The organism is Vibrio ezurae NBRC 102218 (assembly GCF_000467185.1).
Taxonomy (GTDB): domain Bacteria; phylum Pseudomonadota; class Gammaproteobacteria; order Enterobacterales; family Vibrionaceae; genus Vibrio; species Vibrio ezurae.
The window spans coordinates 1-12,195 of the sequence record NZ_BATM01000022.1; the positions used below are offsets into that span (position 1 = coordinate 1).

Here is a 12,195-nt window from a genome sequence, read left to right on the forward strand (position 1 = left end):
GAATGTGGTATGGTTATCACGCCAAGCAAACGATTACTTTAATGCGGGCAAATGATAGCGAAAATGCGATAAGATTGCATTAACATTGAGAGAGTTAGAGGTATAAAGTGAAGGATTTAGCTCAATTATCGGGTATTAATATATTTCCGGTAAAATCAACATCTGGCATTGCACAATCAAGAGCTTATGTGGGTTTAGAAGGAATCAGTTTTGATCGCCGTTTTGTGGTGACAGACACGGCGGGTCGCATGATTACCGCACGTAAGTATCCTAAGATGGTGACGATTAAAAGCACGCTATTGCCAGACGGTATTGTACTGAGTGCTCCCGATGTAAAAGATCTACATTTGTCTATATCAGATCTTGAACGTGAAGAATTTGAATGCAAAATTTGGAGCGATCGTTTTTTTGCCTATACCACTACCGATGCTGCCAACAAGTGGTTCAGCGATGTGTTAGATACGCCAGCATTGCTATTATATTGTGGTGAAGAGTCCAATCGTTATCGTGAGAAGCTAGATACTAAAGTCAGCTTTGCCGATGGCTACCCAGTTTTAGTTATCTCTCAAGGTTCGCTCGATGAGTTAAACCGCAGTGCATCGCACCCTCAATCTATGGCTCAATTTCGCACCAATCTGGTGATTGATGGCGTCGCGCCTTTTGCCGAAGACAGCTGGGAAAAAATCGCCATTGGTGATGTTGAATTTAAAGTAGGCAAAGCGTGCCAACGCTGTGTATTGACCTCTGTTGATCCAAATACAGGTGAGAAAATGGCAGCCCAAGAGCCCACCGCCACCTTAGCTAAATTCAGAGCCGACGAAAAAGGCGCGATTTTCTTTGGAATGAACCTCATTGCACTCAATGAAGGCGTGATTGAAGTAGGGGATGAGCTTCGAGTTCTAGAGACTCGCACCGCTATTACTTATGCAGATACGCGCAGTTAAAGCCAAGCTGACGTAGCGAATTTAGCTGTGCTTATGAACTGGTGAATACTCACCAGTTCATAATGAAAATATGTATTTTTACTAATACTTAACCTAAAATCTCATAAACCATTGTTTTTTCGATAATAATTTCTTTTCCATCCCATATGCCTTCACTTGATGTTTTTCTGTATTTATTCCCTTGCCATTTGTCTGCGACAGTATGTTCAATGAGGTCTGGGATGAATACTTTAGTATTCTTTGGCAGATCTCTAGGGATTAGGTATGCCGCAAAAGGTGATGAGTTTAGATTAGCTTGCAGTGTAGACCAGGGGAGCATATATGCTTCTGGAGAACGGAGATCATAGCCCCGAATAATATATTCTCCGGTATTTTCGTCTTGTTTTATATGCACTCGTTGACCAAAACATTCGCTATAGGTCGTGGATTTTATGATTGCTTTATAGCCTTGTTTGACAGCTCTATTAATTGATTCAATGTCCCTTGCAGTATTAATGACTAGCAGGTCATTTCTGATTGTTTCGTTACAAATATTTGATTCGTGTTCTAGAGGTTTACTCGTATTGATAAACTTAATGTCACTCACACTATGATGAAAGTCTATGTAGGCGCATGCGTCGGGGTCAATTTTAAATATTGCGATTATTTGTTCTTCAGTAAATGTTGTTAAATCAATTACATGCTTATCGCAAGAACTACAAAATCGCTTAAACTCGCTCTTTGTCCATGATAGTTGTTCCCAGTTTTTTTGTAGAGGACAAGAAAACTGCTTAATTTTAATCCCATCAGTGGTTAACAAAGTATTCGAAGCTAAATGTAAGATCATGACACTGTGCCTAATCATAATATGTAAATAAATGTTAGCTTAACAGAAACTGACTGAACAGTTATTGCTGAAGTAGTGTGACTTATTTCGCAAGAGACAACCACGTCAGCAATTGAAGAGTTGCTTTAAATCTAAGCTACCAAGCATAGGTCTCAATGACGTTTTTCTTGGTCATTGGGTTTAAGCTGATGTGCTTGTTACTATGCTCCAAAAACGGTTGGCGGGCGGCAGGCCACTCACCACGCATGCTAGCGATGTTATTGCCGTGATCGCCCCAGTAGAAACAAGGGAAGTCATCCATATTTTCTAATAGATACTTTTCCTCTTGCAAAATTTGTAATGGGCTTGGCAGACTAAATTGTCCATTATGCAGTTCTTGCTCTAATTCACAGCCCGGTTGAATAGCCAGAGCCATAGGTGCAATTGCATCAGGACGCATGATATTCAGTAAGCTAGTGGTGTTGATAGCGTGTTCTTTTGAGCGCTCTCGGCCACCTAGGCCAAAAATGAATGACGCTATACTTTGATGCCTGCTTCTCTTGCTATTTCCATACCTTGAATAGCGTGCTCGCGAGTCATGCCTTTTTTAATGCGTTCCAGCACAATAGGATCACCCGACTCAAGGCCAGAGTAGGCAGTAGTTAATCCGGCAGAGCGGATCTCTTTTAATTCAGAGATGCTCTTGCGGCGAAAGTCGTTGAATCCTGAATACACAGCCAAGTTTTTAAACTCAGGAAAAGTCACCTTTATTTGATCGAGAATCGCGATTAACTTTTCGGTGCGCATTGCCATGACATTACCATCAATTAAGAAGATGGATTCCACTTTAGGGTACAGGCGACGAGCATCGGCAATGTCTTTGAATATCTCTTTAAGTTCACGAACTTTGAATCGTTTGTCATCGAACATAGTGCAAAAGGTACATGAAATATGAGTATCGATTCCTGTATATAATTACATAATAGTTATCGAGCATTTTAACAAGCTAGAATGACTGGTTATTTAGTATTATTGGTATTAAATCTTAGACGGTGAAAAGACGGGTATATTATTTAGTGTGGATAGAATAAAAAATGCCGCTCACAATGTGAGCGGCATTAATATTTTAGAGCATACGAAGATAAATATTATTTAGCTTGGTATTGGTCGTGAGACGCGTCAAGTTTGTAGAAAGTAGCTTGAGCGTAGTCATCTAGGTCGCCACTGATGTTTTGGTTGTAAACACCAGCTTTGAAGTACATGTAACGACCGCCTTCATCGTATCCACTGTGAGTCATGTCAACAACTTGAACTACGTCGTCATGGCCTTCACGAGATAGAGTAACAGTCATAGTGTTACCAACAACTTTGATTTGGTAGCTGAATACTTCGCCTAGAGCGATACCAGTATCACCCACTTCAGCAGTCATATCACCCACTAGAGGGTAGAAGTCTTCTTTAGTTGCGCCTTGGCTTTCGTGTGCAAAGTAAACCGCACCCGTTGCTTGGTTTGGTAGTTTGCGGTAGTAAAGACGAATTGGCTCATCGTTTTTATCGTGGATTTGACCAATGATAAAGCGACCTACTTCGTTAGCATTACCAGTAGTAGTAGCGTGGTCGATTTTCAGTGTTGCGTTTAGAACACCATCGATGCCGCCAGCTGCTTTTTGGTCTGCAACAGGAGCTGAGCTGAATACCCAGTTGTTTTTGTTCACGCCTTGAGTACGGATAGATTGGTCACCACGACGCAACATTTCACGTAGCTCAGTACGAGCGTATTTAGTGTTTTCTGAAGTACGAACACCTTTAACGTAAGCGCGGAATACCATGCCACCGTCGTCAGCTGTGTAGAATACTTCTGGGTGTTGGTAACCGTTTGCTAGGTTCCACTCAGAAACGTTGTCAGGCTTGCCATTTTTGTCATGGTCGAATGGTTGAGATAGGTACCAGTAAGACATGTCAAAGTTTTCACCTGGTGCATTACCTGCAAGTGGAGTTGCTGGTAGAGCTGGTGTTGGAGGAAGCTCGGTACGTAGACATGTTACTGTCGTTTCACAAGGGTAAACAGCTTTTTCACCGAAGTTACCTTTACGAAGATCTTTACGTGCTTCTTTACGTGCTTTCTCTGCTGCTTTCATTTCAGCAATCATTGTCTTCTCTGCAGCAACAACGGCTGGAGTAATGATGTGGCTAGCAGGACATGCATTGATGTCACAGTTAACAGCAGCAAGTTCAGTTACACTGTTCCAACCGTTTTTAGTGTTACCGTGACCTACGTATTTAACGTAACGTGCTTTAACAGCAGGTGCGAACTGGAAGCGCTCTAAACCAATGGCTTCACCTGAACTCAGTTGGTCTTTTAGTACAGTTGTCCAGTTTTCACCGTCAACAGATACTTGAATATCAAAGCGAGTTTGACGCTCGTTACCTTTACTGAATGCCGCTTGAACTGCGTCAAATTCGTGAACTGAACCGTAGTCCAATGTCGCTGACTCACCGTCACCAGCTGAAGACCAACGAGTTGTTAGGTCTTGGTCGAATAAACGGTCAGGTCCGTTACCATCGTGGCTACTTGCTGTGATTGCAACTGGAGTAAGCAGTGCTGCGCCTGTCTCTTTGTTGTTGTCAAACTTCGGAGCTGAAGGCGCTGAAGTACAGCCTACTGCTAATAAGACAGAAGTTGCTAACAAGCTTTTTAGATATATATGTTTCATTTACCATTCACCTAATGTTGTATAAACCAACGATATTATTTGTAATATAAAACAGTTAATAACTGCATTTGTTTGATATAGAAAGTACGACTTGATGATTTCTATATCTTTTAAATCTAGAGAGAACGATATTCTTCATTATTCGTTCAATGTTTTAAATAATACATAATTTAATAATACAAATGTAAAGATGTATTAATAAGTGCGATCAAGATCGACTTGAGTGTTTCTAATAGTGATCTATGTCTAAGTAACCGAAGCTAACGTCGAATATTTCACCAGAATAATTCGGTGAAAATTGCGGGTATATGCCAGCTTTGAAGTAAAAAGCGATATCTGGAGATGCCCAATCCGCAGACAAAACCACTTTATCACCGTCATTATCAACATACTCTTCGCCCCAAGGGATGGTATGCGACTTCAAATTGCCGCCATCTGCATCATACGTTGCAAGATAGATACCTTCCTGATCAGCGCGAATGGTGTAACCCCATTCTTCTCCTGTTTTATATGTGCCCAAATCAACGCTAAACGGTTCACAGTGGCCGCAGCTTGAGTTATTTGTTTCATAGTCATCATTTAGAATGACTCGCACTGGTCGATTATCACCTTCCCACAATAACTTGACTAAAGCTTGACTGATTTTCCAGCCGTGAATTTGCCCTAGAATAACTTTTGGTTGGCTCAGGTCGGGATGCTCTTCAACTCTTAATAGTGCTTTGAGTGTGTGCGTAGATGCGCCAGTTCTGTCATCGTCAAGATACCAGCTTGAATCTTCATTACTGCTGCTACAAGTGGTGTCTTCATCACTCATATAAAGCTCACGTAATTCAGAACGAATGTAGCTTGAGTTTTCTGTTGTTGAGCCGTAGCCCATATCTGCTCGAAAGTGCATGCGACCGTTTTCCACGGAGAAGTAGGTCATATCCTGATCGGCGTGGTAAATATCTTCATCGTTAGCCAGTTCATCTCGGTCAGAGTAACCGCAACGAGCCGGGAATAGTTCTGCTGCGCTACTACCACCTTCGCCGTACCAATCATCTTTACTGGCGGGAATGGTGATTTTCCATTCGTCGATGTTCCATTGATAAGTGGTATCGGTGTCGGTATCCACTTGCTGTTCAATGACTTTTAGAGATTTAAAGTGAGCTTCAGATTCACCGTTTTCAAACTGGTTATAAACGCCGGCTTTAAAGTAGCTTAGTAGGTGCGCCCAGTAGTCGATATCAAGATCCGCTTTTTCAATCCCATTTACTCGAATAGAAAGACGACTGCTTTGTATCGCTAATTGGAATTCGGTAAATTGGTCTGTATTGGCTTCACCGAGATCGATGTGATCATAGGCGTCGTCACAGCGAGCGTCATCTGGTATCGCAGCGTCGCCTTTACAGTCAACAGCGTTATTTTTGATGACTGCCCAATAATGGCCATAGTTACCATCACGTTCGGTTTCGTACACCACTCTTAGCAATGGGTGAGGGATGTAGCCCGTGCCATCGCTTGCGGTGCCTTTGTTATGGATTTGCAAGAATGTCACTTGGTCCCTGCTTGAAGAAGAATTCGACATGGCTTGCTCTATATTAGGAAGGCTGACTTCTGCATATAAAGTGCGTTTAATGCCTTCTGCATCAACGTCAAAATTTTCCAGTTCGCGAACTTCACTGCGCATGAGGTAATTCGACATTTTGAATACTAAATTTTGCGAGCTTTGCTCAGCGTAAAAATAGTCATCAAAGTAACTGTGGAAGTTACCGTCTTTTATAATGCTCTCTTTATTAGATTCTGCGCCTTCAGGATCAGACATTTGCAGATCTGAGTTAGACAGGATTGGTTGGAATTTTGTGAGGTCATAGGGTGCGATATGATCTTCATTGCTGTCATCATCGCCTTCGTCGCCACTTCCGTTGTCGTTATCACCGCCGTTATCGCTATCACCGCCGTTGCCGTCGTCATTATCGCTGTCGTCGTTGTCATCACCATCATCTGAGTCTGGTGGGGTCGGATCAACGTCACCTGGAGGGTTTGGATCCACAGCGGGTGGTTGAGAAGAATCATCACTACTGCCACATCCGCTGATTATTGCGGCTAGGGCTAAAACTAAGAGTGTTTTATTCATTATTACTTTGAAACTAATTGAAAGATTTAAATCAAAGCATCGGATTTGTCATATTTTATGTCAAATTAGTATCATAGAAACTGTGAGCTTATACGTGCTGTTGTGATTAAAAATGAGATCATGATATGAGAAAGAGGCAAATAAAATGCGCTTCATGATGAATCATGAAGCGCATTTTTAGAGTGGTGTTGTATTAGTAATAAGAGGAGAGGCTATTTTTTTACTTTGGCTTCGCGCTTAGTTAATTCCATCTCAAATTCATCGGGATAGAGCACAATACCTTCGCCTTCTTGATCGGGGAAGACTACGAGTGACAACTCATCGTCTTCTAAACCATGGGTCCAACGACTTTTCCATTTCGCAAGAGAGATAGGTTCGGCGGTAAAGCCTTCCCATTCACCGGTAGCCCACATGAGTGCGTGTTCTTCAGATGGCCAGACAGGTACACATTCTTCGTCTTCGGTATTTAGCATAACGCTACCGTGTTCATCAATTAGCAGCCAGATTTTTTTGTCTGTGGCAGCCGCTTTAAAAAAAAGATTAAAACGTTCAGATGGATCATTTGGGACATTAGGTGTGTTTGACTGTGTCATAAAAGCCCTTGATAAGCATAGTGTTGATAACCGCTATTATAGCGATTTTTGTAGCCGTTGTATTTTTATATCACGTCTATACATTAAGAAACTCACTCATAAACGCAAAACAATAATAATACTGAGTATTTAATAAGCAGAAGTCTGTATTTGCATCTTTGAATATACCCAGCATTGAAAAACCGCCAAGTAATACACACTGCATATAAGTCATACAAATAATTAATTTGTTAAGGTATAACTATTTAAAAGTTGAATATATTTTGACTGGACAGGTCATTTTCTTTATAAAGTTATGATCATTGTCACAAATTTATGATGGGTTACCGTTAGACATCAGTGGTAACATCTTTCGTCATACAATATGACATAGAGTGTAAATACAATGATGACTTTAAAAACATTGAGTACTTCTAAAGGTAAGAAAGCGGCTTTAGGTGCTGTTGCTTTAGTTGCGGCGCTAACGATGACTGCATGTTCAAATGTAGCACCTAATACTGCTCCAAAAACAAAAGCGCCTTCAGATAACTTTGATCTGCTAGGTTGGACAGTAAGTGTGCCTATCGATTCTGATGGTGATGGCAAATCTGACCAAATTAAAGAAAAAGAACTAGCAGCAGGTTACTCTGACGCTAACTACTTCTACTTGGCAGAAGATGGCGGCATGGTATTTAAAGCGCCAGTAAAAGGTGCTAAAACATCTAAAAACACCACTTACACTCGTTCAGAATTACGTGAAATGATTCGCCGTGGTAACACTCACTACAAAACGAAAGGTGTTGGCGGTAACAACTGGGTATTCTCAACAGCTCCTCAAGCAGACCAAAAAGCAGCGGGTGGTGTTGACGGTACACTAGAAGCAACTCTAGCCGTTAACCATGTAACAACTACAGGTAAAAACTGGCAGGTTGGTCGTGTGATCATCGGTCAAATCCACTCAAACAACAACGAACCAATCCGTTTGTACTACCGTAAACTGCCACAAAACGAAACAGGTTCTATCTACTTTGCGCACGAACCACGTAAAGCGTTTGGTAAAGAAACTTGGCACAACATCATCGGTAACCCACTACCTGATTACTGGCACCAAGATGCAACACCAACAGAGCCTACAGACGGTATCAAACTTAACGAGAAATTCAGCTACCGTATCCAAGTTAAAGGTAACGAGCTTTCTGTAACTATCATGCGTGATGGTAAAAAAGACCTTGTTAAAACAGTCGACATGTCTGAGAGTGGCTTCGGTGAAGGCGGTCAATACATGTACTTCAAAGCGGGCGTTTACAACCAAAACAAAACTGGCGATGCAGACGACTACGCACAAGCGACTTTCTACAAGCTTAACGTAACTCACTAATCTTAACGTAGTTCGTAATTATGTTTATGATTTAACGATGTATTAGTATCGTTATAGAGATTCAAATCCCTTACCTAGGTAAGGGATTTTTTTTGCATAGTCATTTTTAGGAATATGGCATATTCCACAATCGTTGAACGCTTCTATTAAGATACTTTGGAACTCACAACAAAGAAGCGAAAATGAATGTCTGATGCATCCTTACCTCCTACCAGTGACGGCTTAGGGAGAAAATTCGCAAGGAGCGCTCTGCCAGTTCTGATTTATATTGTTAAAGCGATTATTGTCTTTGCTATTATCGGCGTAGCGTCGATTGCTTTATCTCATCTTGGTGCCGTTCATGGCACAGATTTACCTGCGGAATATTTTAGTAATGGGCTTCCGAACATAGTCAAGTTATTGGACTCGGAAGTGTTTATGGGCTTTATCTTTTTAGTCACTATTTCTGTGATTGTCTATGTGTTGTATTTGTTGTGGCAATTGCATGAAATCGCAGTACATAAAGCCTCTAATATGTCGAGCGCACATACTCAAATTGTCTTTGCACTTTCACTGTGTGGTTTGTTTATCAATAAAGCATGGTGGGTATTGGCTATCATCATCGCCTTTACTCGTTGGGATGTGATTGGTGAATCAATTTCAAAAATTATCCGTAATGGCACCACAACATCTAACCAAAACGAAACCACAGGAGAGTAAGCGATGAAAGAGATTATGTTGCCTTATATTCTTGTGTGCTGGATTTTGGTCAAAATAGGTTTTATCAAATGGACGTTACGCAATGCGACAGTAATGGTCGGGGTCGGTATGTTTATTGCGACGGCGTTATTTGTTGCTCACCGTTTTTGGTCACCGGCTGATCTCACAGACAGTACCACGGTTAAAGCGCCGCATGCGGTGTTAAGTCCACTGTTTGGACAAGAGGTGGATGAAGTGTATGTCACTCACAACCAAATGGTAAAAGAAGGCGATCTTATCTACACCTTACGCTCGGAAGATACCGAATCTAAGATGGAGAGTTTGCAGGCACAGAAAAAGGCCAGTGAAGCTGAGATTTTGTCTTTAAGGCATCAGCAGCAAAACGACAGAAAAACTTTGCATCGTTTAGAGCAGTTAAAAGATTTCGCACAAGAGTCAGAAAGAGACGATACTCGAACGCGAATCGAAACGGCAGAAGCGAACATCGCCGCAGCACATGCACAAATCATGAATATTGAAGCGCAGATGGCGACCGCCAAGTGGGAGCATGAGCGCCGCGAAGTACGCGCCCCGTTTGATGGGCAGCTTTCGATTACCAATATCACGAGCGGTACTCGCACTGGTAATATGCATTTATATTCCACAGATAAAAAATTTGTAGAGATGAGAATCCCTGATCAAACTTATCGTGGTATTAAAAAGGGCCAATTTGCTGAGTTTTATGTGGACGCTTATCCTGGTGAGATTTTCCGAGGGCGAGTGCATAGCGTGACAACCGGTACGGGTGAAGCGCAGGTACAAGTGCGTCAGGGTAGCCAACACGTTAGACAGCACGTAGGTAATAATATGAACTCCCATGGACGTACTATTGTCATCGAATTTGAAGAGCCGCAAGGGTATAACATTCCAATCGGTTCTACCGGCTCTGGTTGGGTGTCAGCAGAAAAACCGCATCCAATGTTGGGTTTTATGGATATCATCGGCGCCGCGACGGTACGTCTAAAGGCCTATAAAGCCTACTTGTCAGCGATGTAATTGCTGGTCATGGCATGTTTAACCTTTAAGGGTGTAACACGCTTTGTAATGGTTAGTATCTAAGATTATGTAGATGCAGCGAAAGAAAGCATGGTTTTTATGGAAGCCGTGCTTTTTTTGCCGATTGGAGGTAGAGCTATGTGAGTAAACTTATTTCTGTTCCAAAACATACTATCACAAACCCTTACATGATTGGCCATTTGTAATGATAGGAGTACGGGATGCATTTTTATCTTTGCAAAATTCAAGATCTGACCCCAACAGTATGTACTATATTGTGTAAATTGTACGATGGACTTTGAAGCAGAGTTCACCGTGACACTTTTATCAAGGTGAACGTTGCGTGATAAATAGTGAGTTGCGAATTATCAATAGGTTATGTTGTGTGTTGACACACAAACAGTTGCTCGCTGGGAAAAGGGGCAATCAGTAATTCCAAGGACAGCCGATGTGACCCTTCGAGCATTATATGCAGAGCTCAATGACGACGATAGCCAATTGGTCTTTTGTTAAATATGCTTTCAGACACTGAAATTGAATCCACAATGGCAGAGTTACATTTAGAAGAGCAAGATAACAAGTGGCGTGTTGCATAGCCTTAACAAATAAGGATGGATGTCGCTCAGCCGACATCTTATTTGGTTGTTGAACAAGCCTAGGATAGCAACACGTTATACATAAAACAGTAGAAGCTCAACTTTATAATGAGCTTCTACTGTTTCGAGCCGAACCATTTAGCAATTCATCATTACTTGTTATGATTATTCTGCTCTCGAACACAGCGCGTGATGAGTTTTTCCAGCCATAGATTTTTAGGTGACTTTCTCTTAGAGGTTTTTTGGATGATAGCAATGTCGATACCAAGTTCAGGAAGATCAGTGTTTTGGCTGTAACTGGCGAGGCGCATCGTATAAGCCATTCCCATTAAATTGTTCATTAACATATGGTTGTCGACAAAAATGGTGGCTTCCACGTCAGGTAAAACTCTCTGAAAACGGTTTTCATACTCATTGACACCCGGTGCAATATATTTGATGTACTCTCCGTCCTCATTGCCCGTGACTATGCCTGAACTGGTGTAGAGCTTTTTCTGATATAAGCTTTGAGGCTTATCGTTTAAGACGTGCAGCCCTAAATCGACCTCTTCATCTAAGATCATCCCATCCGATAATTTTGTCCAATTGCGGATTTCTATTATCGCGTCAGTCTCCTGACGAATGGCTTCAATGATAGATTTTCCAAACTCAATGAGTAATGGTTCTAAACCGTGAATAACAATGTGATCAATATGCTTGGGGCAAAAGGTTTCAGGCTCTAGTGATTGAGACAACTGTTCAATAGCGTGATGCAACTTGGGTTGGATGCTTAACGCGTAGGACGTAGGTGAGAGTCCTTCTGCACTGCGTGTGAACAGAGGATCATCAAGCTCTTCACGAAGTTGAGCAAGTACTTTTGAAACATAAGACTGAGAGCGCCCAAGCTTTTTAGCTGCTCTTTGAGTTGAGTGCGTTTGCATTAGTGTTAAAAATACATTCAGTGAATTTAGATCTGTAATTCTCATCCTATCGCCACGATTACTTTTAAAAATTAAGAATAGCAAAAATCGAATAGAATCAATAAGTTTATAATATGAGACTGCTTTTATTTGGTGCATTTAGTTTGCTATCAGATAAGCAGGTCATCGTGTAGCGTTCTCTGTTTGTATCATAACGGTAGATTATTTTATAAAACGTGAGTATTTCGTATTATGGCTCTGAATTTCTACCTTTTCTGGTTCCCTCACCATAGGGACTCTGATAATATCGGCGCATCGTATTAGTCGGGGAGCCAATAGGCTGAGATCGCAATCGCGAACCCGTTGAACCTGATTCAGTTAGTGCTGACGTAGGGAACTAATCGCCATTCTCGCTATAGATCCCAACTCTTTTAGCA

Annotated in this window: 9 protein-coding genes, 1 pseudogene and 1 riboswitch; of the genes and pseudogenes, 4 read left to right on the forward strand and 6 right to left on the reverse strand. The window is 41.6% G+C overall.

Annotated features, from left to right (window positions below; translation table 11 throughout):
* Positions 1-107: 107 nt before the first annotated feature.
* A complete protein-coding gene (locus VEZ01S_RS08895) occupies positions 108-944 on the forward strand; it encodes an MOSC domain-containing protein (RefSeq protein WP_021713702.1) in 837 nt (278 codons plus the stop codon).
* A gap of 88 nt (positions 945-1,032) precedes the next feature.
* Here the strand turns inward: VEZ01S_RS08895 and VEZ01S_RS08900 are convergent, their stop codons facing one another.
* The 5 genes and pseudogenes from VEZ01S_RS08900 to VEZ01S_RS08920 all read right to left on the reverse strand — a co-directional run bounded on the left by VEZ01S_RS08900 (position 1,033) and on the right by VEZ01S_RS08920 (position 7,172).
* On the reverse strand, positions 1,033-1,770 hold the full coding sequence (locus VEZ01S_RS08900) for a hypothetical protein (protein ID WP_021713703.1): 738 nt from the start codon (positions 1,768-1,770) through the stop codon (positions 1,033-1,035).
* A 136-nt stretch (positions 1,771-1,906) separates the two neighbouring features.
* Positions 1,907-2,694, reverse strand: a pseudogene (locus VEZ01S_RS17045) (radical SAM protein); the annotation flags it as partial.
* A gap of 203 nt (positions 2,695-2,897) precedes the next feature.
* On the reverse strand, positions 2,898-4,463 hold the full coding sequence (locus VEZ01S_RS08910) for a polysaccharide lyase family 7 protein (RefSeq protein ID WP_021713706.1): 1,566 nt from the start codon (positions 4,461-4,463) through the stop codon (positions 2,898-2,900).
* A 229-nt stretch (positions 4,464-4,692) separates the two neighbouring features.
* On the reverse strand, positions 4,693-6,579 hold the full coding sequence (locus VEZ01S_RS08915; RefSeq protein WP_021713707.1) for a polysaccharide lyase family 7 protein: 1,887 nt from the start codon (positions 6,577-6,579) through the stop codon (positions 4,693-4,695).
* A 212-nt stretch (positions 6,580-6,791) separates the two neighbouring features.
* Positions 6,792-7,172, reverse strand: a complete 381-nt coding sequence (locus tag VEZ01S_RS08920; RefSeq protein WP_021713708.1) for a DUF2750 domain-containing protein — start codon at positions 7,170-7,172, stop codon at positions 6,792-6,794.
* Between the two features lie 385 nt (positions 7,173-7,557).
* On the opposite strand from VEZ01S_RS08920, the gene VEZ01S_RS08925 reads away from it, so the two are divergent.
* The 3 genes from VEZ01S_RS08925 to VEZ01S_RS08935 all read left to right on the forward strand — a co-directional run bounded on the left by VEZ01S_RS08925 (position 7,558) and on the right by VEZ01S_RS08935 (position 10,263).
* Positions 7,558-8,529 carry a polysaccharide lyase family 7 protein gene (locus VEZ01S_RS08925; protein WP_021713709.1) on the forward strand — a complete coding sequence of 324 codons (972 nt, stop codon included), beginning with the start codon at positions 7,558-7,560 and terminating at the stop codon, positions 8,527-8,529.
* Between the two features lie 186 nt (positions 8,530-8,715).
* The gene (locus VEZ01S_RS08930; protein ID WP_021713710.1) at positions 8,716-9,228 is read left to right on the forward strand and encodes a hypothetical protein; all 513 of its coding nucleotides are present in this window, start codon (positions 8,716-8,718) and stop codon (positions 9,226-9,228) included.
* 3 nt (positions 9,229-9,231) lie between these two features.
* Positions 9,232-10,263, forward strand: a complete 1,032-nt coding sequence (locus VEZ01S_RS08935) for an HlyD family secretion protein (protein WP_021713711.1) — start codon at positions 9,232-9,234, stop codon at positions 10,261-10,263.
* A 748-nt stretch (positions 10,264-11,011) separates the two neighbouring features.
* Here the strand turns inward: VEZ01S_RS08935 and VEZ01S_RS08940 are convergent.
* Entirely contained in the window at positions 11,012-11,824 is an 813-nt protein-coding gene (locus VEZ01S_RS08940; protein WP_084621692.1) for a LysR family transcriptional regulator, read from the reverse strand.
* Between the two features lie 249 nt (positions 11,825-12,073).
* A riboswitch (TPP riboswitch) is annotated at positions 12,074-12,171 on the forward strand.
* Positions 12,172-12,195 lie beyond the last annotated feature (24 nt).